24 protein-coding genes and 1 tRNA gene are annotated in these 21,584 nt (G+C 68.0%); 9 read left to right on the forward strand and 16 right to left on the reverse strand.

Annotation, left to right across the window (positions count from 1 at the left end):
• Positions 1 to 17: 17 nt before the first annotated feature.
• The 3 genes from GM656_RS03245 to GM656_RS03255 all read right to left on the reverse strand — a co-directional run bounded on the left by GM656_RS03245 (position 18) and on the right by GM656_RS03255 (position 2,239).
• Complete coding sequence (locus GM656_RS03245) at positions 18 to 791, reverse strand: nucleoside phosphorylase (RefSeq protein WP_162412212.1); 774 nt, start codon at positions 789 to 791, stop codon at positions 18 to 20.
• An 89-nt stretch (positions 792 to 880) separates the two neighbouring features.
• Positions 881 to 1,357, reverse strand: a complete 477-nt coding sequence (locus GM656_RS03250; protein ID WP_241692689.1) for a hypothetical protein — start codon at positions 1,355 to 1,357, stop codon at positions 881 to 883.
• Positions 1,358 to 1,402: 45 nt separating this feature from the next.
• The gene (locus GM656_RS03255; RefSeq protein WP_162412213.1) at positions 1,403 to 2,239 is read right to left on the reverse strand and encodes a DUF63 family protein; all 837 of its coding nucleotides are present in this window, start codon (positions 2,237 to 2,239) and stop codon (positions 1,403 to 1,405) included.
• A gap of 142 nt (positions 2,240 to 2,381) precedes the next feature.
• Between GM656_RS03255 and deoC the strand changes: the two genes are divergently transcribed.
• Complete coding sequence (deoC, locus tag GM656_RS03260; protein ID WP_241692690.1) at positions 2,382 to 3,098, forward strand: deoxyribose-phosphate aldolase; 717 nt, start codon at positions 2,382 to 2,384, stop codon at positions 3,096 to 3,098.
• Between the two features lie 57 nt (positions 3,099 to 3,155).
• Positions 3,156 to 4,439: a tRNA (N(6)-L-threonylcarbamoyladenosine(37)-C(2))-methylthiotransferase gene (locus GM656_RS03265; protein WP_162412214.1), complete on the forward strand. Its 1,284-nt coding sequence runs from the start codon at positions 3,156 to 3,158 to the stop codon at positions 4,437 to 4,439.
• 34 nt (positions 4,440 to 4,473) lie between these two features.
• Here the strand turns inward: GM656_RS03265 and GM656_RS03270 are convergent, their stop codons facing one another.
• The 4 genes from GM656_RS03270 to GM656_RS03285 form a co-directional block, all read right to left on the reverse strand.
• Complete coding sequence (locus GM656_RS03270) at positions 4,474 to 4,950, reverse strand: fasciclin domain-containing protein (protein ID WP_241692691.1); 477 nt, start codon at positions 4,948 to 4,950, stop codon at positions 4,474 to 4,476.
• A 234-nt stretch (positions 4,951 to 5,184) separates the two neighbouring features.
• Positions 5,185 to 6,270, reverse strand: coding sequence for an inorganic phosphate transporter (locus GM656_RS03275; protein WP_162412215.1), 1,086 nt, complete (start codon positions 6,268 to 6,270; stop codon positions 5,185 to 5,187).
• 121 nt (positions 6,271 to 6,391) lie between these two features.
• A complete protein-coding gene (locus GM656_RS03280; protein ID WP_162412216.1) occupies positions 6,392 to 7,306 on the reverse strand; it encodes a cation diffusion facilitator family transporter in 915 nt (304 codons plus the stop codon).
• Positions 7,307 to 7,395: 89 nt separating this feature from the next.
• Positions 7,396 to 7,935 carry an HIT family protein gene (locus GM656_RS03285; RefSeq protein ID WP_162412217.1) on the reverse strand — a complete coding sequence of 180 codons (540 nt, stop codon included), beginning with the start codon at positions 7,933 to 7,935 and terminating at the stop codon, positions 7,396 to 7,398.
• Between the two features lie 245 nt (positions 7,936 to 8,180).
• On the opposite strand from GM656_RS03285, the gene GM656_RS03290 reads away from it, so the two are divergent.
• A complete protein-coding gene (locus tag GM656_RS03290; protein WP_162412218.1) occupies positions 8,181 to 8,378 on the forward strand; it encodes a DUF7835 family putative zinc beta-ribbon protein in 198 nt (65 codons plus the stop codon).
• A 243-nt stretch (positions 8,379 to 8,621) separates the two neighbouring features.
• On the opposite strand, the gene map is transcribed toward GM656_RS03290, so the two are convergent.
• Entirely contained in the window at positions 8,622 to 9,518 is an 897-nt protein-coding gene (gene map / locus GM656_RS03295; protein WP_162412219.1) for a type II methionyl aminopeptidase, read from the reverse strand.
• A 281-nt stretch (positions 9,519 to 9,799) separates the two neighbouring features.
• Here map and icd point away from each other — a divergent pair, with 281 nt between their 5' ends.
• Entirely contained in the window at positions 9,800 to 11,062 is a 1,263-nt protein-coding gene (gene icd / locus GM656_RS03300) for an isocitrate dehydrogenase (NADP(+)) (protein ID WP_162412220.1), read from the forward strand.
• Positions 11,063 to 11,247: 185 nt separating this feature from the next.
• Here icd and GM656_RS03305 read toward each other — a convergent pair whose 3' ends face one another.
• On the reverse strand, positions 11,248 to 11,472 hold the full coding sequence (locus GM656_RS03305) for a DUF7860 family protein (protein ID WP_162412221.1): 225 nt from the start codon (positions 11,470 to 11,472) through the stop codon (positions 11,248 to 11,250).
• An 85-nt stretch (positions 11,473 to 11,557) separates the two neighbouring features.
• Here GM656_RS03305 and GM656_RS03310 point away from each other — a divergent pair, with 85 nt between their 5' ends.
• Positions 11,558 to 11,794, forward strand: coding sequence for a hypothetical protein (locus GM656_RS03310; protein ID WP_162412222.1), 237 nt, complete (start codon positions 11,558 to 11,560; stop codon positions 11,792 to 11,794).
• A 35-nt stretch (positions 11,795 to 11,829) separates the two neighbouring features.
• Here the strand turns inward: GM656_RS03310 and GM656_RS03315 are convergent, their stop codons facing one another.
• The gene (locus tag GM656_RS03315; protein WP_162412223.1) at positions 11,830 to 12,621 is read right to left on the reverse strand and encodes a hypothetical protein; all 792 of its coding nucleotides are present in this window, start codon (positions 12,619 to 12,621) and stop codon (positions 11,830 to 11,832) included.
• A 98-nt stretch (positions 12,622 to 12,719) separates the two neighbouring features.
• Between GM656_RS03315 and GM656_RS03320 the strand changes: the two genes are divergently transcribed.
• The gene (locus GM656_RS03320) at positions 12,720 to 13,493 is read left to right on the forward strand and encodes an MOSC domain-containing protein (RefSeq protein ID WP_162412224.1); all 774 of its coding nucleotides are present in this window, start codon (positions 12,720 to 12,722) and stop codon (positions 13,491 to 13,493) included.
• 64 nt (positions 13,494 to 13,557) lie between these two features.
• Positions 13,558 to 13,899, forward strand: a complete 342-nt coding sequence (locus GM656_RS03325) for a ferredoxin (protein ID WP_162412225.1) — start codon at positions 13,558 to 13,560, stop codon at positions 13,897 to 13,899.
• 33 nt (positions 13,900 to 13,932) lie between these two features.
• On the opposite strand, the gene GM656_RS19450 is transcribed toward GM656_RS03325, so the two are convergent.
• Genes GM656_RS19450 through GM656_RS03350 form a run of 5 tightly spaced genes read right to left on the reverse strand, consistent with a single transcriptional unit; the run spans position 13,933 to position 20,029 of the window.
• On the reverse strand, positions 13,933 to 15,243 hold the full coding sequence (locus GM656_RS19450) for an ABC transporter ATP-binding protein (RefSeq protein ID WP_162412226.1): 1,311 nt from the start codon (positions 15,241 to 15,243) through the stop codon (positions 13,933 to 13,935).
• The gene (locus tag GM656_RS03335) at positions 15,236 to 16,351 is read right to left on the reverse strand and encodes an ABC transporter ATP-binding protein (protein ID WP_162412227.1); all 1,116 of its coding nucleotides are present in this window, start codon (positions 16,349 to 16,351) and stop codon (positions 15,236 to 15,238) included. The genes GM656_RS19450 and GM656_RS03335 overlap by 8 nt, the downstream gene beginning before the upstream one ends.
• A 2-nt stretch (positions 16,352 to 16,353) precedes the next feature.
• Positions 16,354 to 17,388, reverse strand: coding sequence for an ABC transporter permease (locus tag GM656_RS03340; RefSeq protein ID WP_162412228.1), 1,035 nt, complete (start codon positions 17,386 to 17,388; stop codon positions 16,354 to 16,356).
• Between the two features lie 2 nt (positions 17,389 to 17,390).
• Positions 17,391 to 18,389, reverse strand: coding sequence for an ABC transporter permease (locus GM656_RS03345; protein ID WP_162412229.1), 999 nt, complete (start codon positions 18,387 to 18,389; stop codon positions 17,391 to 17,393).
• Between the two features lie 23 nt (positions 18,390 to 18,412).
• Positions 18,413 to 20,029: an ABC transporter substrate-binding protein gene (locus GM656_RS03350; protein ID WP_162412545.1), complete on the reverse strand. Its 1,617-nt coding sequence runs from the start codon at positions 20,027 to 20,029 to the stop codon at positions 18,413 to 18,415.
• Between the two features lie 215 nt (positions 20,030 to 20,244).
• Between GM656_RS03350 and GM656_RS03355 the strand changes: the two genes are divergently transcribed.
• Together GM656_RS03355 and GM656_RS03360 are read left to right on the forward strand one after the other, a co-directional pair.
• A tRNA-Leu gene (locus GM656_RS03355) sits at positions 20,245 to 20,329 on the forward strand.
• Between the two features lie 477 nt (positions 20,330 to 20,806).
• Positions 20,807 to 21,319, forward strand: a complete 513-nt coding sequence (locus GM656_RS03360) for a DUF5813 family protein (RefSeq protein WP_162412230.1) — start codon at positions 20,807 to 20,809, stop codon at positions 21,317 to 21,319.
• Positions 21,320 to 21,351: 32 nt separating this feature from the next.
• Here GM656_RS03360 and GM656_RS03365 read toward each other — a convergent pair whose 3' ends face one another.
• Positions 21,352 to 21,582: an Lrp/AsnC family transcriptional regulator gene (locus tag GM656_RS03365; RefSeq protein WP_162412231.1), complete on the reverse strand. Its 231-nt coding sequence runs from the start codon at positions 21,580 to 21,582 to the stop codon at positions 21,352 to 21,354.
• Positions 21,583 to 21,584: the final 2 nt, after the last annotated feature.

Here is a 21,584-nt window from a genome sequence, read left to right on the forward strand (position 1 = left end):
CGGGCGACGTGCGACCGCTACAGCGACGCCGCGGCGGTCAGACTGATCTCGATGGCGCGCTCGACGTTGTTCTTGGCCTTCTCGGGTAGTTCGCTGTCGTCGGTCTCGCCCTTCTGGGTGCCCTCGACGAGGTTGCCGTCGACGGTACAGATCGCGCCGGAGCGCAGGCCCTTGCGGCGACACAGCGAGAACAGCGCGGCCGCCTCCATCTCGACGGCGAGCAGGCCCGCGGCCTCCCAGTCGCGGACGTACTCGTCGGTCTCGGCGTAGAAGGCGTCGTCCGTCGCGATGGGGCCGACGTGGACTCGGCTCGCGGCTTCGCCACTCGCCCCATCCGCGGCCGTCCCGGCCGCGCGCTCCTCGTTCGCCTCGGCGGCGTCGACCAGCGACGAGAGCACGTCGTAGTCGGGGACGGCCGGAATCTCCACGTCCTCGTAGCGCTTCGTCGTTCCCTCGTCCTTGGCCGCGCCGTTGGCGACGACCATGTCGCCGATCTCGATGCCGTGCTGGAGCGCGCCGGTCGTCCCGACGCGGATGAGCGTCTCGACGCCGACCGCTTCGAGTTCCTCGACGGCGATGGCGGTCGAGGGCGAGCCGATACCGGTCGAGCAGATCGTCAGCTCGCGGCCCTCGTAGGTCGCGTTGACGACCTTGTACTCGCGGTTCTGCGAGACGACCTCGTGGTCGTCACAGAGCCCGGCGATGCGGTCGACGCGCCCGGGGTCGCCGGGGACGAGCGCGATGTCGGTCAGGTCGCCCGGTTCGACGAGCAGGTGGGGCTGTTTCGCCATAGCGGCCACATCGAACGGGAGCATATAGTAGTCGGCGAAGCGACGACGCCGTCGCGTCACGGAGGCCGGCGGCGACCGGTCCGGCCGCCTCAGAACTGGATGACGAGAATCGGGACCAGCAGCGCGAGCGTGGTCCCGTAGATGAACGCCGTCAGCGCCCACTGCTCGACGATCTCGTCGGCGTCGTCCCGCAGGTTCCCACCGAACCGCGGCATGGCGATCCGAGCGAAGAAGGCGAAGATCGACGCCGTGACCGTCACCGCGCCGACGAGGTGCGGAACGAGCGGGAGACCGCCGAGCGAGACGGCCGTGGGCAACACCAGCGAGAGGACCGCGACGAGCGCGCCGTACAGGAGCGACGCGACGACCGCGACGACGTGGTGAACGGCGACCGCCAGCGCGTCGCTCGCCTCGGTCGGATCGACGCCCGAGAGCCCGCCCGCGGCCACGTAGGCGGGCAGGTATCCCTCGGACTGCGTGACCATCGGGATGTTGAGCAGCAGGCCGGTGACGACGCCGGCGACCGCACAGATCGCGGCCCACTGGGTCAGGGGGACTTCGAGCACGGTGAAACCCTCGCGGTCCCCGCGTATGAGCGTTACGTCGCGCGGTCAGACCGGGGTGAACAGGAACAGGACGACGTTGTTCGCGGCCGGGCCGAGTCCGACGGCCGTGACGACGGCGAGCAGGAGGCTCGCCTCGACGGGGTCCTCCTCGAGGTAGTCGTCAAAGAGGACGACGATCGCCACCGCGACGACGACCTTGACGAGGACGAACAGCCAGCCCCGACCCAGATACGGGGCCGTCGGCAGCGAGGCGGCGAACTCCATGATGTGCGCCGGGATGGGCGTGCGCTCGGTGACGCCGATCACGTCCGCGCCGACCGCCGTCGAGGCCCCGTCGAGCGCGTGGGCAAACACGACGGTCGGGGCCGCGTAGCGCATTCGGACCACGGTGGGCGTCCGCCACAGCGCGACGGCGAGGACCGTCAGCGCCGCGAGCACCGCGGCGACGGTGACCGAGACGGTCGGCCAGACGAGCGCGAGCAGGTCGGATCGCAGCGCCATGATGACGCTGAGGACGAGCACGACGGTGAGAAAGCCGGTCCCGACGAGACCGAGGTTCCGCGAGATGGTCTCGCTGTGGCCGCGCCGGACGCTGAACAGCGAGAGCGCGATCCAGATCGCCCCGAGCGTGACGTAGGTGGTCAGATACACCGCCGGAGCGCCGAAGAGCGGCGCGACCACGGGGCGGTAGGCCTCGATGGGTGGCTGGTGAAGCGCGTGCAGCGCCCCGCCCAGCGCCATCCACGGCGTCAGCGCCACCACGGTCCGCTGGTCGATCGGCGGTTCGAGGGCGTACAGCAGCGCCGTCACGACGAGCGTCCCGGCCAGCAGCGCCACCGCGTACTCGACCGGCGGCAGCGCGAGCCCCGAAGGCAGTACCATGTCCCCCACGCCGGTGTCTGTAAGGGAAAAGCTTCCGGCCCGCGGCGGCGTTGGAATTATCTGCCACGGTCGCGGTCATTTACACCTCGACGCCGGCACGCGCCCGCTGTCTTTACGTACCGCCCGCGCGTCACCCGGGCCTATGGACGACCTGCCAGACCGGATCGAGCACACGGTCCTCGGGCCGACCACGACGCCGGACGACGTTCGGACCTGTCTCGACGAGGCCCTGCAGTACGGGACGCGAGCCTGCATCGCGCCGTGTTACCTCCCGCTGGCGACCGACTACGCCAACGTCCCGCTGACGGCCGTCGTCGACTTCCCCCACGGCCAGGGCCAGACCGAGGCGGTCTGCCGGGCGGCGAAGCTCGCCTGGAACGCCGGGGCCGACGAGCTGGACGTGGTCTGTAACGTCGGCCTCCTCAAGGCCGGCGAGGACGACGCGGTGGCCGACCACCTCACCGAGGTCGTCGCCAGCGTGCCGATCCCGGTGAAGGTCATCGTCGAAGCGCCGCTGCTGACCGACGACGAACTGGAGCGGGTCGGCCAACTCGTCGCCGACGCCGACGCCGCCTACCTCAAGACCGCGACGGGCTTCAGCGAGGGCGGCGCGACCGTCCACGACGTGGAGATCCTGAGCACGTACCTGCCAGTGAAGGCGAGCGGCGGCGTCGGCTCGTGGGCGGAGGCGAAGGCCATGTTCGAGGCCGGGGCCGAGCGCATCGGCGCGTCGAGCGGCGATACCATCGTCCGGGAGTGGCGCGCCGAGCGGGAGGGCGGCGACGCCCCCGAGGAACACGGCGACGGTGGGTCGGACGCCCCCGACGAGAGCGACGACGACACCGAGGACGGCTACTGACGCGGGACCGCCCCAATCCGTCGCCCTTTTGCCGTCCTGGCCACACGAGTAGAACGAATGGCCCGCTATCACATCGAGACGTACGGGTGCACCTCCAACCGGGGTGAGACCCAGGAGATCGAGCAGGCGCTCCGAGCGGGCGGCCACCACCCGGCCGACGGCCCGGAGCACGCCGACGTGGCGATTCTCAACACCTGCACGGTGCTCGAGAAGACCGAGCGCAACATGCTCGCGCGGGCCAAAGAGCTGGACGAGGAGACGCCGGCCGACCTGGTCGTCACGGGCTGTATGGCCCTGGCCCAGGGCGAGCAGTTCCGCGACGCGGACGTCGACGCCGAGGTGCTCCACTGGGACGACGTGCCCCAGCACGTCCTCAACGGCGAGTGTCCGACAGTCACGCCGGACACGGAAACCGTCCTCGACGGCGTGGTCGGCATCCTCCCCATCGCCCGGGGCTGCATGTCCGACTGCTCGTACTGCATCACCAAGCAGGCGACCGGCTGCATCGAGTCGCCGTCGGTCGAGGAGAACGTCGAGAAGGCACGGGCGCTCGTCCACGCCGGCGCGAAGGAACTGCGCATCACCGGCCAGGACACCGGCGTCTACGGCTGGGACACGAACCGGGGGACGAGCCTCCTGCCGGAGCTGCTGGACCGTCTCTGCACCGAGATCGACGGCGAGTTCCGCGTGCGGGTGGGCATGGCGAACCCGAAGGGCCTGCACGGCGTCCGCGAGGAACTCGCGGCGGTGTTCGCCGAACACGACGAGCTGTACAACTTCATCCACGCGCCGGTCCAGTCCGGCAGCGACGACGTGCTGGGCGACATGCGCCGGCAACACGCCGTCTCGGAGTACCGCGAGGTCGTGGCGGCGTTCGACGAGGCCCTCGACTACTGGACGCTGTCGACGGACTTCATCGTCGGCTTCCCCACGGAGGACCCAGAGGACCACGACCGGTCGATGGAGCTCCTCCGGGAGACCCGCCCGGAGAAGATCAACGTCACGCGCTTCTCGAAGCGGCCCGGCACCGACGCCGCGGACATGAAGGGACTGGGCGGCCAGGTCAAGAAGGACCGCTCGAAGGAGATGAGCGAGGCGAAGATGGAGCTGATGGCCGAGGCCTACGAGGAGATGGTCGGGCGCACCTCGTCGGTCCTGCTCGTCGAGGACGGCACGGACGAGTCGCTGGTGGGCTACGACGAGGCCTACCGGCAGGTCGTGATCGCCGACGCGGAGACGCGCGGCCTCGAACTGGGCGACGTGGTCGACGCGGAGATCACGAGTCACAACACCGTCTACGCCTTCGGCGAACCGGTCGAGCGGGCGCGAATCGCGGACTGACCGAGCCCCGAACGGATCGGGGCGGCCGTGTCGGTCAGGGCAGCAACACGCCGTCGATGACGTGTAACACGCCGTTCGACGCCTCGTAGTCCGTGTCAGTGATCGCCGCCTGGCCGCCGTTGAGGACGCCGCCGTCCTGTTCGATGAACGCGCCGTTCAGCGTCGGCAGTCGCGGCGCGCCCAGGACGGACTCCGAGTATCGACGCCCGGGCGTGACGTGGTACGTGAGGACGTTGGCCGGCACCTCGTCGGCGTTCGACTCGGTGAAGCCGGCGTCGTCGAACGCCGCGTCCGTCGGCGCGAACACCGTGTACTGCCCCTTCCCGTCGAGGGTGTCCAGTACCCCCGGATTCGCCTGCAGCGCGGCGATCAGCACGTCGAACTGCCCTTCGTTGAGATCGATCGCCAGGTCGACCAGCGAATCGCCTCCGCGCGCGCCGTCTCGCTTCGCCGAAACAGCGCCCACGCCGCCCGTGGCGAGCAGCGCGCCCGCGCCGCCAAGTGTTTTCAATATCCGTCGTCGGGTGTGGTCTGTCATTGGAATGACCACTTGATAATTAATGTTGCTCGAGAATCAAGAATATGGGCAATCTATTCGGTATTTTTAACTGGCCCATCACGAGCCGGTCGCAACGCCACCGATTGTGCGTCCGCTCACGCCGTCAGCGTCGGGACGGTGAACTCGGCGCCGTTCCCGCGTGGCCGCCCGTCACGGCGTTCGAGAGTTGCCGAGAGCGCCTCGGCCTCACGCGAGGAGGACCGTGAACGCCGCGTAGGTCGCCGCGGCCGACAGCGTCGGCGTGGCGACCCAGACGGCGACACTGCGCCACGTCGTGCCGGTGTCGAGCAGTTCCTCGGTCTCCGACGTGCCGCCGTCCGTCGCGACCGCCCGCTGCTCGCGCCGCCGGCTCCGGCCCCAGTTCAGCCCGATGATGGAGCAGGTGGTCGTGATCGCGAGACTCGCGGGGATGCCGAGTATCGAGAGCAACGAGATGGTCGAGGCCGCGACGACCTCGACGACCAGCGCCGCGACGAGTGGGAGTTTCGCGAGGTCGTTGCCCAGCACTTCGAGCGTCCGGCGAGCGACGGTGAACGCGCCGACGCCGATGGCGACCGTCGCCAGGAGGACCGCCGGACCGATCGTGAGCGAACCCTCACCGACGATCGGGGCCACCGCGTTCGCGACGTTCGAGGCCCCGGCCGAGAACGCCATGTAACAGCCCATGAGAACCGTGACGACGACGAGTACGCCGCGACGCCCACGCAGCTCCCCCTGGAGCGCTACCCGCGGCCGCCAGCCGTCGCGCTCGATGGTGAAAAACGGCCCGTCGACGCCGTCGCCGCCGACGAGTCGGCGCTCGACCCACGGGTACCAGTAGCGACCCAGCGCCGCGGCGGCGAGCAGGGCGAGGAGCGGCGAAGCGACCCACCACGCGGTGATCTCGGCGACCTTCCAGACCCGCAGCGTGCCGGTCGCCAGTCCGAGTCCGACGATCGCGCCGACGGTCGTCTCGGAAGTCGACGCCGGAATGCCGAGCCAGTTGGCGAGCACCAGACTGAGCCCCACGAACACCAGTACGACCACGCCGGCGCCGAGCGTGAGCGTCCGCGCCGGCACGATCCCCTCGTTCAGCGTGCGGATCACGTTGCGACCGACCGTCCACCCACCGAGCAGGACGAAGACGGTCATGAGTGCGCCGGCGACCGCCTTGGTCAGCACTCCGCTCCCCACCGAGGGGCCGAAGGCGGCAGCGGTCGACGACCCGCCGATGTTGACGCCGACGAAGACGGCCGCGAGGACACCGACGCCTGCAATCACAGTAGCGTTCATCCGTTGCACGCGTGTCGGGGCGCGAACGGCCTGAAGCCGCGGCTTGCGAATTCCAAGTGCGGGACGGAGCCGTGATTGGAGGGGACTGACGATCGCCCCCGGTCCAGCGACGCCGGACGACTCACTCCAGATCGGCCAGCCGTTCGACCTCGGCGTCGTCTTTCCACTCCCCCAGTTCCTTCGGGTCGACGTGGACGAACGCGTCGTCGACCTCCGGGAGGTCCTCGATGGAGCGGATCACCGCCGACTCGATGTCGTGGGCTTCGAACAGCGTCAGGTCGCCCTCGACCTCGATGTGGAGGCTCACGTCGATCTCCGGACCGACGTAGTGGGCGATCACGTCGTGTGCGCCCTCGACCTTCGGGTGGTCGAGCGCCCGCCGGAGAATCTCCCGGCGGAGGTCCTCGGGGGGCGCGCCACCCACGAGGTAGGTGACGTTGTCTTGAACGACCTCGATGCCGGTGTAGATGATCCCGACGGCCACGACGACGGCGGCCAGCGGGTCGGCGACGGGGTAACCGGCCATCGCACCGGCGACGCCGACGAGGGCCGCGGCGGCGGTGAGGATGTCGTTTCGGTTGTCCTTCGCCGTCGCCACGAGCGCGGGTGAGTTCCGATCTCGGCCGGCGCGGAGGCAGTAGCGGTACAGCCCGTACTTCGTGGCCGCCGAGAACACGAGCACCCCGACGGCCGCGGGCGCCTGCGTCACCGCGATGTTGCCGGTCAGAAGCGCGTTACCGGCCTCCCAGAGGACGACGCCGCCCGCGAGGAAGATGCCCGCGGCGACGAACAGGGAGACGAACGGCTCGATGCGTTCGTGGCCGTGGGGGTGTTCGAAGTCCGGCGGCTGGGTCGTCAGATAGAGGCCGGCGACGATGACCAGCGAGTAGGCGGTGTCGGCGGCGCTGTTGACCGCTTCGGACTGCACGGCCAGGCTGCCCGTCGAGAACCAGACCGCGCCCTTCGCCAGTACGAGAACGAGGTTCACGCCGAGCACGAGCAGGCCGACCCGTCGGAGCGTCACGCGGCGCGACATCGACCGATGGTTGACGGGCCCCGGTCAAAGCCGCTTCGACACCCGCTCGCGACCGCTCGGCGGACCGATCTACCCGGCTCGCACGGCGGTCAGTCGATCCTGACCGCGGCGTCGTCGCCGACGACCGTGGTTCCCTCCTGCTCGGCGAAGGCCTCGTGGAGTCGCTCGTAGGTGTCTTCGACGGCCTCGACGATCACCTTCGTGTCGCTGACGACCGGCATGAAGTTCGTGTCGCCCTCCCAGCGGGGCACGACGTGGGTGTGGAGGTGGTCGTCGATGGAGCCGCCGGCCGCCGAGCCGCCGAGGTTCAGGCCGGCGTTGAACGCGTCGGGACCGAGCGCCGCCGCCAGCGCGTCGAACGTCCGCTGTTTCAGCCGCGCGTGGTCGAGGAGGGTCTCGTCGTCGAGATCGCCGTAGTCGCCGGTGTGCTCGTGGGGAATGACCATCACGTGGCCGGGGTTGTACGGGTAGTTGTTCAACAGCACGAACGCGCGGTCGCCCCGCGCCACGACGTTGTTGGCCCGGTCGTCGTCGGCCGCCTCGAACGCGCAGAAGACGCAGTCGGCGTCTGGATCGGTCTCCTCGCGTTCGACCCACTCGATGCGCCACGGCGCGAACACTTTGTCCATGACCGACCCCACCGTCCCCTCGGCAAAAACGGCTTCGAGGTGAAGGGTCGACCTAGTATATAAATCCGTTGGCCGTTCACGACGATATCACCCAATTAAGGCGTCGAGGAGCGGTATTAAACGTTCTACAGCGACCTCGGCCGGTAGAGTGGGTATATCGGGCTTCCGTCTGTGGATAAACAGTGTTGAACGGACCACAACAGAAGGGGGTTTTTATGCGGTCTATCGGGGTAGGCAGAGACGGGATGGCAGCGACTAACGACGGCGTCGACATGGCCGAAGCGTGTTCAACGTGCGACAGGGAGACGCCCCACGCCGTGCGAGTCCAGATCCAGACGGAGAGCACCAAACCCGAGAACGCGGAGTTCTCCCGCGAACCGTACCGGGTCAGCGAGTGCCAGGTCTGTGGCACCACCACGAGCACGCGGATGAACAACGCCTGACCATCCCCACCACCCCCACCCCCAACCACCCCGATTTCAGTACGCCACGTGGTCGTGGACTACGTGGCTTACACACCCCCAATTTCCACCACACCCCATTTCGATACGCCGCGTGGTGACCGACTGCGCGGCCCACACACCCCCCACCTTCACCCCATTCAGACGCCGCGAAAGCGCCGCCGTCCCTTGCGGTCGAAGATGCCGAGAGTCGATTCCGACAGCGTGCGCGGTGTCCGTGCGACCCTACCGCGAGCGGGTCGTCACTTCGCAGCCGTCCTCGGTGATGATGACGGTGTGTTCCTTCTGGCTGACGTACGCCCCGTCGCGCTCCTTGAGGACCGGGTAGCCGTGGACGATGTCCTGCTGTTTCAGGCGGCGCAGCGCCATCTCCGCACGGGGCGAGTCGAGCCAGCGGGCCGCGAACGGCAGCGTGCGGTACTCCTCGGTGATCTGTTCGAGGACCTGGCGGGCCTGTCGGTTCCGGACGCTCCCCTCGCGTTCGAGCGCGAAGATCTCCTCGGAGGACCCCTCCTGGACCTTGCCGCGACCGTCGGTCGCGAACGGTTCGATGGCGACCACGTCGCCGACGTTCAGCGTCGCGCCCTGTGCGACCTCCCGGTTCGGGATGTTCGGCGCGGTGTGCTGTTCCCAGTGGCCCAGGCCGTGGCCGGTGAGGTTCACGACGGGGTTGTACCCGTAGCCCTCGATGACCTCCTCGACGGCCGCGCCGATCCGTCCCACGTCGACGCCGGGGCCGGCCACGTCGAGCGCGGCCTCCAGCGCCTCCGCCGGGGCCTCGGCGAGTTCGTCCTGCCCCGAGAGGTCGACCGTCACGGCGGTGTCGGCCAGCCACCCGTCGACGTGGACGCCGATGTCGAGGTTGATCATCTCCTCGCCGAAGGTGGCCTCGTCGTCGCGCTCGGGCGTGGCGTGGGCCGCCTCCTCGTCGATGGAGATGTTCACCGGGAAGGCGGGCTCGCCGCCGAGTTCGCGGATCTCGTCTTCGGCCCACTCGGCGACTTCGAGGTGGGACACGCCCACCTCGACGCGGTCCGCCGCTTCCTCGCGCACCTGCGCGAGGATTTCGCCCGCTTCGCGACACTTCTCGTACTGCTCGCCGTCGAGGTCCACGTCGGTCATGCACGCCGGTTCGTCGCTGGCGGGCAAAGGGGTTTCCCTCTGGTGCGTTCGGCAGGGGGCAACCGATTCCGGCGACGACCGAACGAGCGTTCGACCACAGTCGAAATGCCATCTGACCGCAGTCGAAATAGGGTCGCGTCCGGTTCGAACCACCCCGAAAATACAGGACCTACAGGTCCTCTATCTCCCCTCCTCCGCAACAGAATGATTATTAATGAGGGTTGTTACCAAAGGATGCGCAAAGCGGCACTCCTTTAGGGGCGACTATCGATGGGCGGAATATGGGCTACGACTACGACAAAGTGGAGGTGCCCGACGAGGGCCAGCAGATTCAGGTCACAGAGGACAACGAACTCGACGTGCCGGAGAACCCCATCATCCCCATCATCCACGGGGACGGCATCGGGACCGACGTCGGACCGGCGGCCCAGAAGGTGCTCGAGGCCGCTGCGAACGCCACCGGCCGCGACATCTCGTGGATGCGCGTCTACGCCGGCCAGTCCGCCCGCGACAGGTACGACGAGAACCTCCCCGACGACACCGTCGAGGCCATCAAGGAGTTCAACGTCGCCATCAAGGGCCCGCTGACGACGCCCGTCGGCGCCGGCTTCCGGTCGCTGAACGTCGCGCTCCGAAAGACGCTCGACCTCTACGCGAACGTGCGCCCGACCTACCACATCGAGGGCGTCCCCTCGCCCGTCAAGGACCCCGAGGAGATGGACATGATCACCTTCCGGGAGAACACCGAGGACGTCTACGCCGGCATCGAGTGGGAGGCCGGCACCGACGAAGTCGAGGAGGTCAAGCAGTTCGTCGAGGAGGAGATGGGCTTCGACAGCACCATCCACGACGGCCCGGTCGGCATCGGCGTCAAGCCGATCACGGAGTTCGGCACCAAGCGCCTCGTCCGCGAGGCCATCGACTACGCCATCGAGGAAGACAAGGAGACGGTCACGCTCGTCCACAAGGGCAACATCATGAAGTTCACCGAGGGCGCCTTCCGTGACTGGGGCTACGAGGTCGCCGAAGAGGAGTACGGCGAGGACGTCATCACCGAGGACGAGCTCTGGGACGAGTACGACGGCGAACAGCCCGAGGGCACCATCGTGGTCAACGACCGCATCGCCGACAACATGCTCCAGCAGCTCCTGACCCGCACCGACGAGTACGACGTCATCGCGACGATGAACCTCAACGGCGACTACATGTCCGACGCCGCCGGCGCTCAGATCGGCGGCCTCGGCATCGCGCCCGGCGCGAACTTCGGTGAAGCCCGCTGTCTCGCCGAACCGGTCCACGGCTCCGCCCCGAAGTACGCCGGCGAGGACAAGGTCAACCCGACCGCGATGATCCTCTCCGGCCGGCTCATGCTCGAGTACATGGGCTGGAAGGACGCCGGCCAGCTCGTCCGCGACGCCGTCGAGGAGACCATCTCCTCGGGCGACGTGACCTACGACCTGGAGCGCCAGATCGAGGGCGGCAACAAGCTCGCCACCAGCGAGTTCGCCGACAAGGTCGTCGAGAACATCGAGCGGCTCTCGTAGAGAGTCGCTCGTGCTCTGACGGCTGCGCCGTCAGAACATCGAGAAGTTGGCGTAAGCGGTCGATCTGAGCGTTCTCGACGGACGCTCGAACGGCTCGCGGGAGACAGGTGCCACCGCGACCGACCGCAGACAACGCAGGCTCGCTTTCACACGCCCGTACCCGAGACCGCCGTTTTTCGCCTTCGTCACTCGGTCAGCGGGAGGATCACGCCGAAGACCAGCGGCGAGAGCAGTCCGACCGCGATGCCGAGTATCTCCATGTCGATCAGCAGCGTGTTGCCCCACGCGGGGATCGTGCCGACTGCGTGACCGCCGATCTCGACGGCGGCGGCGAGCAGGAACAGCCCGGCACCGAGCATGAATCCTCGCTTCGCCATCGTCGCGTAGTCGGCGTTCCAGTTCTGTGCCATGTGCCGAGATTCGCGCTCGCTCACTAAGCGCTTTCCACTCGAACCGAAAGAGCTACAACCGCGTTCGCACTGCTCTCTCGCAGTAATGGTCGGCTCAGAATCGCTCCCGGAGGTCCTCGAACTGGTACTGTCTGCGCTGCTCGCGACCGCGTTCACCGCCGGCGGGGCGCTCACCGAACAGGCCGCCCTCAGCGACCTGTCGGCCGGCGTCTCGGCGTTCGGCCTCTGGGAGCTCTACATGGGACTCGTGCTGTTGTACGCCGGGGTCTACATGCTCGGCTATCAGCGCGTCCTGCCCGCAGTCGGTCGGATCGCGGCCTGACGCACCGGTCGCCGGGAGACAGCCGAGTCCGGCCGTCAGACCGATCGCTGGGACGCGTTCGCGACCCAGTCCGGGCGCGGGACCGTCGTCGAGCCGATGTCGCGCACGCGGATGTCCTGCGTGACACGCACCGATTCTCGACCCCGTTCGGCGTCGAACACCAGACGCATGGCCTCGACGGTCCCGTCCGGACCGACGCGCAGCTGGGCCGAGACGTTGGTCGGTTCGTCGATGAACAGCGGCGTCACGAGCCGGTCGGGGCGGACGAAGCGATGGCCGACGAGGAGGACGTCTCCGGACGCCCGCCGCTCGGCGACGGATAGGTCGACCGCTCCCGCGACGCCCTGGATCGTGCGCCTGTCGGGGAGGTCGGCCACGGGACCGGCACCCTCGACCTCCCATCGGACGATCTGGGGTCGATTGATCCGCTCGTCGTACCGGACGGCGACGACGGACCCGTTCGTCCAGTAGTCGAAGCGGGCGGTCCGCGAGCGGACGGCGCGGCTGGTCTGATTGAAGCGACCCGCGTACACCGTGGCGTTTCGCGCCACCCAGCGGGTGTGGTTCGATCGCCGGAGGAGCGTGCCGTTGCGGTCGGTGACACGCTGGCGGTGGACCACCGTGTAGTTCTGCCCCGCGAGCGTTCGCGCGTGAGCGCTCCCGAGCGCGGGTGCGACCACGCCGTCCTCTGTCACGCCGGGCGGATAGGCCGCGCCCGGGGTCGGGACCGGAGCCGGGGTGACCGGCTCCACGTCCTCGCCGACGAACCCCGCGCAGCCGGCACACGCGATGGCGAGCGCCAGGACGACGGCCGCAGTCCGTGCCATTAGCTGTCATACGGGCGGGAGACTCAAACGCGTATCGCCCCCGGCGGACGCGGCGGAATCGGGCACGGCTATAACGGCGGCGCGAGAAGGGACCGACAGTGGCACACGTCGAGCGACTCACCGTCTACCCCGTCAAGGCGCTGGACGGAATGGACTGCGAATCGGCATCGATCCGGCCGGGCGGCACACTCGCCCACGACCGCGAGTTCGCGCTGTTCGACGACGCGGGCGAGGTCGTCAACGGGAAGCGAACCGCTCGCGTTCACGACCTCGAAACGGCGTTCGACCCGACGGACGGGACGCTGACCGTCGAGCACGCCGACGGCCGGGAGGCGTTCGCGCTCCGCGACGAGGCGGGCCGCGAGCGGGCGACCGACTGGCTCGGCGCGTTCTTCGACGTGGACCTGACCGTCGAGCGCGACGGCTCGCTGGGCTACGTCGACCGCCGGGAGATGGGGCCGTCGGTCATCGGCACCGCGACGCTCGAAACCGTCGCCGGGTGGTTCGACGACGTGACCGTCGACGGCCTGCGCCGCCGCCTGCGAGCGAACGTCGAGGTCGGCGGCGTCCCGGCGTTCTGGGAGGACCGCTTCGTCGGGACCGACGCGCCGGCGTTCGAGGCCGGCGGCGTCCGCATCGAGGGCGTCACCCCCTGTGGCCGCTGCGTCGTCCCCCAGCGCGACCCTGACACCGGCGAGGAGACGCCCGAGTTTCGGACGCGCTTCATCGAGCGCCGCGCGGAGACGTTCCCGGAGTGGGCCGACCGCGACGCGTTCGACCACTTCTACACGCTGATGCTCATCGCGCGCGTCCCCGAGGTCGACCGCGGGGAGACGCTCGCCGTCGGCGACCCCGTCGAAGTCGTCGAGTGAGACGGACAGGGCGAGGCCGGTGGGGACCGACAATCGAAAGGCCGTCCGGCCCGAACGGCGGGTAATGGCAGACGCGGACGACCCGATCGACCCGAGCGAGGTCGGCGAACAGGACGCCCCGCCCGTCGACGAGAAGCCCTACAAGCTCATCTTCGAGGCGAACAAGTGCTTCGGCGCGGGCAAGTGCGCCGAGAAGTCGCGCAACTGGACGCTCGACCTCGACACCGGCATCGCCAGGCCCGAGACCTACTTCTTCGGCGAGGAGGACTTGGACCACAACGTCGCGGCCGCCGAGGCCTGCCCGGCCAAGAAGGACCGCGGCATCATCCACGTCGTCGACCGCCGGACGAACGAGGAGATCGCACCCGATCCCAACGGCGACGGCACGCTATCGGTCGACTGGTAACGAGGCGCGCCGACCCCCTTTTCGAAACGCCGCTCACTCTCGGTGCAGGTGACAGGCGACCGTGTGGCGGTCGGTCCCGTACTCGGGGTCGACCTCGTAGTCCGGTTCCTCGCGAGCGCAGACGCTCTGTTCGGCGAAGGCGCTCTGCAGCCGTTCTGCGGCGTCCTCCCAGTCGTCGGCGGCGATATCGTCGATGGCCGCCGAGACCACGTCGCCAGCCGCGCCGTCCGGAACGCGCCCGTCGAAGTACCGGCGGCGGATGGCGTCGGGGTCCGTCTCCGTGAAGTCGCGGCGCTTCACGTGGCGCATGAACGCTCGGACGCGGTCCCACGTCTCGTCGGACAGGTCGTACTCGGCGGGCGCGATGAGCTTCGGACAGCGGGTGCGGAACCGACAGCCCGACGGCGGCTGGATCGGCGAGGGCACGTCGCCCTCCAGAACGCCGCGGCGGCCGTCCGCCCGCGGGTCCGGCACGGGAATCGAGTCCAGCAGCGCCTGCGTGTAGGGGTGGCTCGGGTTCTCGAACAGCTCTCGCTTGTCGGCCAGTTCGACCAGTTGCCCGAGGTACATCACCGCCACGCGGTCGGAGATGTGCCTGATGACCGAGAGGTCGTGAGCGATGAACAGGTAGGTCAGGCCGAACTCCTCCTGGAGGTCCCGCATGGTGTTGAGCACCTGCGCCTGTATCGACACGTCGAGCGCGCTCACCGGCTCGTCGCAGACGACGAAGTCGGGGTTGACGGAGAGCGCCCGGGCGAGGTTGATGCGCTGGCGCTGGCCGCCGGAGAAGGCGTGCGGATAGCGGTTGTAGTGCTGGGGGTCGAGCCCGACCTTCTCCAGCAGTTCCTGCGCCCGGGCGGCCCGCCCCTCGGCGTCGAGCATCCCGTGGGCCTGCATCGGCTCCTCGACGATCTTCCCGACCTTCATCCGCGGGTCGAGCGAGGACTGGGGGTCCTGGAAGATCATCTGGACGTCCTTGCGCGTGTTGCGGAGTTTCTCCCCGGAGAGGTCGGCGAGGTCGCGACCCTTGAAGTAGATGCTGCCCTCGGTCGGTTCCAGCAGGCGGAGGATCGTCCGGGCGAGCGTGCTCTTGCCGCACCCGGACTCGCCGACCAGCCCGAGCGTCTCGCCCTTGCGGATGGTGAAGGAGACGTCTTCGACCGCTTTGACCCACTCGCGTCCGGTCTCGACCGGCAGTCCGTCGGCGTCCCGGTTCACGGAGAGCCAGGAGAGCATGCCCTCGTCGTTCGCGAAGTACTTGCTGACGTTCTGTATTTCGACGAGCGGGTCGCCAAAGCCCACGCCGTCGACGCCCTCGGCGGCCGCGGCGGCGCGCTCAGTCATCGGTCTCACCGCCCGAGAGCGACACGTCGAACCCCTGTTGGGCGGCCGCGTCGAGCGGCGGCGAGCCGCTGTACGCCGCATCGAAGGCGTCGTGTTTGATGCAGGCGGCGCGGTGGGGCGGGTCGCCAAAGCCCACCTCCCGGCAGTCGGGGTTCGTCGTCGTGCAGGCCTCGCGGGCCTCCGGACAGCGCGTGTGGAACCGACAGCCCGAGGGCGGGTCGATGGCCTCCGGCATCACCCCTTTGATGGGATTCAGCTCCTCGACGGTCTGGTCGGGCCGCGGCACGGAGTCCAGTAGCGCCGCCGTGTAGGGGTGTTTCGTCTCGTAGAACAGGTCGTCGACCGGGGCCTGTTCCACGATCTCGCCGAGGTACATCACGTTCACGCGGTCGCAGATCTCGGCGACGACGCCCATGTCGTGGGTCACCCAGACGAAGCTGGTCCCGTAGCGGTCCTGGAGGTCCTCGACGAGGTCGAGTATCTGGGCCTCGACGGTCACGTCAAGCGCGGTGGTGGGCTCGTCGGCGATGATGAGCGACGGCTCGCAGGCCAGCGCCATCGCGATGAGGACGCGCTGACGCATCCCGCCGGAGAACTGGTGGGGGTAGTCGCCGTAGCGCGCCTCCGGCTCGGGGATGCCGACCTCGCGGAGCATCGACACCGCCTCCTCGCGGGCCTCGCGCTCGGAGAAGTCGCGGTTGAGCTCGATGAACTCCCGGAGCTGGCCGCCGACGGTGAACACCGGATTGAGCGACTCCATCGGGTCCTGGAAGATGATGGCGATCTCCCGGCCGCGGATGCGCTCGCGGAGTTCGCCGTCCGGCATCGTCGCCTCGGTCCGGTACGGGTCGCCGTCGGGGCCGGTCTCGACCTCGACGAGCGTCTCGCCGTCGAACTCGATACGGCCGCCGACGATCTTCCCGGGGGACTCGATGAGCCGCATGATCGCCGAAACGGCGACGCTCTTGCCGGCGCCGGACTCGCCCACGAGGCCGACCAGTTCGCCCTCGTGAACGTCGAAGCTGATGCCGTCGACGGCGCGGACGACGCCGTCCTCGGTGAAGAACTGTACCTGCAGATCGTCGACGCGGAGGAGTGGGTCAGACATTGTCAGTTGTCGAGTCGGGGGTCGAGGGCGTCTCTGAGGCCGTCGCCGAACATGTTGAACGCGACCACCGTGACGAGGATGCACAGCCCCGGCCAGATGCTGAACCACGGGTCCGCGATCATGTGGTCCCGGGAGACGGAGAGCATCTGGCCCCAGGACGGCGTCGGCGGCTGGATGCCGAACCCAAGGAACGAGAGGCCGGCGATGATGATGATTGCGGTGCCGACCTGGAGGGTCGCCTGGACCAGCACCGGCGCGAAGCTGTTCGGGATGACGTGCCGGAGGATGATGTTCCGGTCGCGCACGCCGGCGGCTTTCGCCGCCTCGACGTACTCGTCTTCGCGGACGCTGACGACCCGCGAGCGGATGAGGCGGGCGAACTTCGGGATGGAGGCGACGCCGACGCCGATCATCGCGAACGTGATGCTCCGGCCGAAGGCGGCGATGAACGCGAGCACGAGCACGAGGAAGGGAATGGCGTACAGGGTCTCGGCCAGCCGCATCAGCACGTCGTCGACCCAGCCGCCGTAGTAGCCCGACACCGCGCCGACGACCATCCCGCCGACCAGCCCGATGGCGGTCGCGAGCACGCCGACCATGATGGCGATGCGCGTGCCGTAGATGAGCCGCAACAGGATGTCGCGGCCGCGGTCGTCGGTCCCGAGCGGGTGCGCCCAGGTCCCCTGTCCGTAGGCGTTCTCGATGCCGACCGGCGGCAGCAGCGCCGTCGTGTCGGCCGACTCCTGGACGGGGCTCATCCAGACGGTCTTGGCGAGCCAGTACTTCTCGACGCCGAACTGGGCGAACACCTGATACTGCGCGAGGAACTCGAAGACTACGGCGTCGATGGTCGTCACGACCGCGACGACGGCGGCGGCGACGATCACCAGAAAGCCGCCGAAGGCCGTGGGGTCCTCGCGGACCTGCGAGAGCGTGTAGCGCCAGCCCACGCGGGCCTCGACCGATTGCTCCGATTCGTCAAAGTCCTCGACCGACTCGCCCCCTAACGTCTCCGAATCTGAATGTGTCGTAGCCATAGTTACTCCTGATCACCGTACGAGACCCGCGGGTCGACGTACGCGTACGAGATGTCCGTGAGGATGACGCCGACGACGAACACGAACGCGAACACCAGCGTCGTCCCCATCACCAGCGGGAAGTCCTGCCTGGAGATCGAACTCACGATGAGCCGGCCCATGCCGTTGATCTCGAACACCGTCTCGGTCAGCACCGCGCCGCCGATGGCCGTCGTCAGCTGGAGGCCGATGATGGTGATGACAGGGAGCTGGGCGTTCCGGAACGCGTGTTTCCGGAGGATGGTCCGCTCTTTCACCCCGTAGGCGCGGGCGAGGCGGACGTAGTCGTCGGACAGTACTTCGAGCATCGAGGAGCGCTCGATGCGCGTGATCGCCGCCATCTGGAGCGTCCCGAGCGACAGCATCGGGAGCAGGAGGTGCTCGCCCGCCACGACCAACACGCCGAGGCGAGTGCTCGCGCCGGCGACAGCCGAGGGCGGTGCCCACGGCATCACGAGGTTCGTCGCCGGCAACACGCCGAGGTGGAACGAGAAGACGAGGATGAGGACGAGCCCGATCCAGAACGACGGGGTGCTCACGCCGACGAGCGAGACGACGCGCGTGAGGTGGTCGGTCGGCTTGTTGCGGCGCTGCGCCGAGACGACGCCGAGCGGGACCGCCGCGGCGATGGCGAAGGCGAAGCTCGATCCCATCAACAGCAGCGTCGCCGGGAGTCGCTGGGCGATCTTCGCCGTCACGGGCGCGTCGTAGTAGATGCTCCGGCCCATGTCCAACTGGACGAGGTTGACGAGGTACTTCCAGAACCGAATGTGAATCGGCTGATCCAGTCCGTACTTGGCTTTGAGCGTCTCGACGGCGGCCTGGTTCGGCGACGGGCCGAGCATGATATCGACGGGATTGCCCGGCGCGGCGTTGATGAGCGCGAACGTGATGGCGACGACGCCGAGGAGCACGGGAACGGCCTGCAGGACGCGTCTGGTGGAATAGCGTATGAGACTCATGTTCGGTAGCGATTCGGCCCGGGCTACTGGACCGAGACGTTGTTGTAGTCGCTGACGATGGAGAACTGGTCGATCGGGTGCGCGAGGAAGTCCTCGACCCGGCTACGGACGCCGAAACTGTTTTTCAGCGTGTAGGCGGGGACGTGCGGCCGTTCTTGCAGAATGGTCTCGACGGCCGAGACGTACAGGTCGCGGCGCTCCTCGCGGTCGGTCGACTGTCTGGCGTTCATGATGGCCGAGTCCACCTCGTCGTTGCGGTAGTAGGTCCCGTTCGTGACGCCGATCTGCTCCTGGGCGAACAGGAAGTACATGAACGTGTCCGGGTCCGGCGAGCCGGACCAGCCGAGCGTGAACATGTTGTAGTCGCTCGCCTTGCCGGAGACGTACTTATCGAGGAACGCGCCCCAATCGAGGCGCTGGACGGACGCGCCGTAGCCGGCCTCCTTGATACCGTTCGCGACCGACGTGCCGATCTGTTCGCGCTTGTCGTCCGGCGGGACGATGATGGTGGCTTGCCAGTCGTCCGGGACGTTGTCGTTGTCGTCGAGCGCCGCCTTTGCGGCGTCCACGTCCTTCTCGCTCCCGAGGTCTGCCCACTCGTCGACGGGGAACTCCCACGCCTCCGCCAGCGTCTCCGGGATCGGCGAGACGGCGCGGACGCCGGAGGGCTCGACGAACCGCTCGACGGCGGTCTGCATCGAGAACGTCTGGTCGATGGCCTTCCGCACCGCTGGGTCCGCGGTCGGGCCCTCGTTGCAGTTGAACGCGAGGTAGAAGTAGCTCATGCCCAGCGCCGACTGGATGGCCGCGTTCTCCATGCCCTCGACGGTCTGCCAGGACTTCGGCGGGATGCTCTTGACCACGTCGTTCTTCCCGTTCTTGAGCGTCGTGATGCGGGTCGTCGGCTCCTCGACGGGGACGAACTCGAGGGTCGAGATGTTCGGCATCGGGTCGCCCCAGTAGTCGTCCCACCGCGAGAGGACGACGGATTCTCCCTCCGCCCAGCTCTCGAGCGTGAACGGCCCCGAGCCGACCGGCTCCTCCTTGTTGAACGCCTCCTTGTCCTCCGTCCGGACGCTCTTGGGGACGACGTCGCGCGTCATGTACTGCTTGAACGCGCCGAACTGGTACTTGAGATCGAACTGGACGGTCGACTCGTCGACCAGCGTCACGGAGTCGATCATGTTGACCTCGCCGGCGTTCTCCGTCTCCTCCTCGACCGGCGCGACGAACGTGTGTTTCACGTCCTCGGCGGTGACCGTCTCCCCGTTCTGGAACGTCACGTCGGTGTTCAAGGGGACGATCCAGCGCTGGCCGCCCCGTTCGACCGTCGGCATCTCCGCGGCGACCGCCGGCGTGATATCGGTCCCGTCCTCGTTGTACGCGTACAGCGGGTCGAACAGCATCATCGCCACCTCGTCGGAGGGGACATCGTTCAGGACGATGGGGTCGAACTCGACCGGCGACTTCGCCTGGGCGAGTCGGAGGCGCGTCCCGCCGCTTTCGCCGTCGCTGGTTCCGCCCTCGCCGCTGTTCGTCGATCCCTGACAGCCCGCCAGCAGCGACGCGGCGGTACCGCCCGCGACGGCGCGCAACAGGGTTCGTCGTGATACGTCATTTCGTGAGGGACGTTCAGGCATGGTCATTGTCAATATAGCACAGCGCCATCGTGAAGTGTAGTTGTAATAAATGCCTAGGTTGTTTCCTCGTTATATTTCACCCATTACCGATTCGTGGGGCGTATACTGCCGCTTAATCGGAGATTTGGATAATATGTGTGTCCGGACACATGTACGGGAGTTATCACCGGAAAATCGAAAGGACCATTCCCGGGCCACCGCAGAGTTCGACCTGCGCGAGGGTAGCCGAGCCTGGCCAAAGGCGGTGGGCTTAAGACCCGCTCCCGTAGGGGTCCCTGGGTTCGAATCCCAGCCCTCGCATGCGTGTGCGAGGCGAAATCCGCGTCGCACCGACCCGTCTCGCTGGCGATTCGAAGCCTATCAGTCGCGCGCAGCGAAGCGAGCACGTCTGATTTCGGTTCGAATCCCAGCCCTCGCATCCTGCTGCGAGCAACTCCGCGAGCAGCGATTGCGCCACTGGATTCGAGCCCTGCCAGTCGCAGCGCGAACGACCGTGAGCGACCGTCTGGCTCCGGTTCGAATCCCAGCCCTCGCATCCTGCTGCGAGCGACCTGAACGGCCGCTCTGGAGCGGCGACGTGACCAGCATCGAGAGCGACTGGTGGCTGGCTCGACCGCGCGACACACGCTGTGGCAAACGGTCTGTGGGTCGCACATCTGCTGTGGTATCAGGAGGCTACCGAGTGTCGGCTGTGGTACGAGCCCAATACTGCCTGATTTGTCGTGTCGCGATGCCAACGCGATGCGCTTTTCCAGCCCAACGGCCTACTGGGAGGTGATGACCGACGTGCCAGACGACGTTGCGACGGCCTTCGACCGACACGACGCGCTCGCGGCGGACGGCGACGGCTACGTCGTGGAGACGACGAGTTTCGACGGGCGCGTGACCGCGACCGAGGGCGAGGACTGGCGGACCGACTACGAGGTGACGGTCCGCGCGCCGACGCTCCAGGCCGCGACCGAGGACGAGGTGGGCGACGCCGTCGCCGACGGCTGGTTCGAGACGCTGGAGCGGCGCCTCGAAGACGCCCCGAAGGCGACCCGAACGGCGGTCGAGCTAGACGAGTACGGCGTGACCGAAGACGGCGACGAGGTCGTCGTCACGTTCCGGTTCAGCCTCGGCGGCGAGCGACAGGCCGCGGACGTCGCGAAGACGTTCGTCGAGTACGTCGAGGGGACGTACGTCGAGGGGATCGTGCCCGGCTACGACTACGTCGGCGTGGTCGCAGAGCTACTGGATTCGGCGAGCAGCGGCGCGAGCGAGGGGAGTCGCGGCGGGACGCCCCTGTAGTCGACTCGTGAGAAGGCGGTCCGAACGGGCGGTCAGTCCATCGCGATGTACGTCTGGGTGTTCTCGACGCCCTCGATGTCCTGGATGTGCGTCGCCGCCACGTCCTTGACCTCGGCGGGCGTCTCGACCTCGACCTTCGCGATGAGGTCGACGTCGCCGGCGACGATGTGGGCTTCGACGACGCCGGCGACGGCTTCGATCTCGTCTTTCAGGCGATCCGCGTCTCCGGTGTGAGCTTTGACCATCACGTATGCAGTAACCATAA

The sequence above is a fragment of the Haloarcula salina genome, from assembly GCF_010119195.1.
Lineage (GTDB): Archaea > Halobacteriota > Halobacteria > Halobacteriales > Haloarculaceae > Haloarcula > Haloarcula salina.

Coding starts and splice junctions, on each gene's coding strand:
- GM656_RS03245 (WP_162412212.1), bottom strand. CDS start 791: ATGGCGAAACAGCCCCACCTGCTCGTCGAACCGGGCGACCTGACCGAC.
- GM656_RS03255 (WP_162412213.1), bottom strand. CDS start 2,239: ATGGTACTGCCTTCGGGGCTCGCGCTGCCGCCGGTCGAGTACGCGGTG.
- deoC (WP_241692690.1), top strand. CDS start 2,382: ATGGACGACCTGCCAGACCGGATCGAGCACACGGTCCTCGGGCCGACC.
- GM656_RS03265 (WP_162412214.1), top strand. CDS start 3,156: ATGGCCCGCTATCACATCGAGACGTACGGGTGCACCTCCAACCGGGGT.
- GM656_RS03275 (WP_162412215.1), bottom strand. CDS start 6,270: ATGAACGCTACTGTGATTGCAGGCGTCGGTGTCCTCGCGGCCGTCTTC.
- GM656_RS03280 (WP_162412216.1), bottom strand. CDS start 7,306: ATGTCGCGCCGCGTGACGCTCCGACGGGTCGGCCTGCTCGTGCTCGGC.
- GM656_RS03285 (WP_162412217.1), bottom strand. CDS start 7,935: ATGGACAAAGTGTTCGCGCCGTGGCGCATCGAGTGGGTCGAACGCGAG.
- GM656_RS03290 (WP_162412218.1), top strand. CDS start 8,181: ATGGCAGCGACTAACGACGGCGTCGACATGGCCGAAGCGTGTTCAACG.
- map (WP_162412219.1), bottom strand. CDS start 9,518: ATGACCGACGTGGACCTCGACGGCGAGCAGTACGAGAAGTGTCGCGAA.
- icd (WP_162412220.1), top strand. CDS start 9,800: ATGGGCTACGACTACGACAAAGTGGAGGTGCCCGACGAGGGCCAGCAG.
- GM656_RS03305 (WP_162412221.1), bottom strand. CDS start 11,472: ATGGCACAGAACTGGAACGCCGACTACGCGACGATGGCGAAGCGAGGA.
- GM656_RS03310 (WP_162412222.1), top strand. CDS start 11,558: ATGGTCGGCTCAGAATCGCTCCCGGAGGTCCTCGAACTGGTACTGTCT.
- GM656_RS03315 (WP_162412223.1), bottom strand. CDS start 12,621: ATGGCACGGACTGCGGCCGTCGTCCTGGCGCTCGCCATCGCGTGTGCC.
- GM656_RS03325 (WP_162412225.1), top strand. CDS start 13,558: ATGGCAGACGCGGACGACCCGATCGACCCGAGCGAGGTCGGCGAACAG.
- GM656_RS19450 (WP_162412226.1), bottom strand. CDS start 15,243: ATGACTGAGCGCGCCGCCGCGGCCGCCGAGGGCGTCGACGGCGTGGGC.
- GM656_RS03335 (WP_162412227.1), bottom strand. CDS start 16,351: ATGTCTGACCCACTCCTCCGCGTCGACGATCTGCAGGTACAGTTCTTC.
- GM656_RS03340 (WP_162412228.1), bottom strand. CDS start 17,388: ATGGCTACGACACATTCAGATTCGGAGACGTTAGGGGGCGAGTCGGTC.
- GM656_RS03345 (WP_162412229.1), bottom strand. CDS start 18,389: ATGAGTCTCATACGCTATTCCACCAGACGCGTCCTGCAGGCCGTTCCC.
- GM656_RS03350 (WP_162412545.1), bottom strand. CDS start 20,029: ATGCCTGAACGTCCCTCACGAAATGACGTATCACGACGAACCCTGTTG.
- GM656_RS03360 (WP_162412230.1), top strand. CDS start 20,807: ATGACCGACGTGCCAGACGACGTTGCGACGGCCTTCGACCGACACGAC.
- GM656_RS03365 (WP_162412231.1), bottom strand. CDS start 21,582: ATGGTTACTGCATACGTGATGGTCAAAGCTCACACCGGAGACGCGGAT.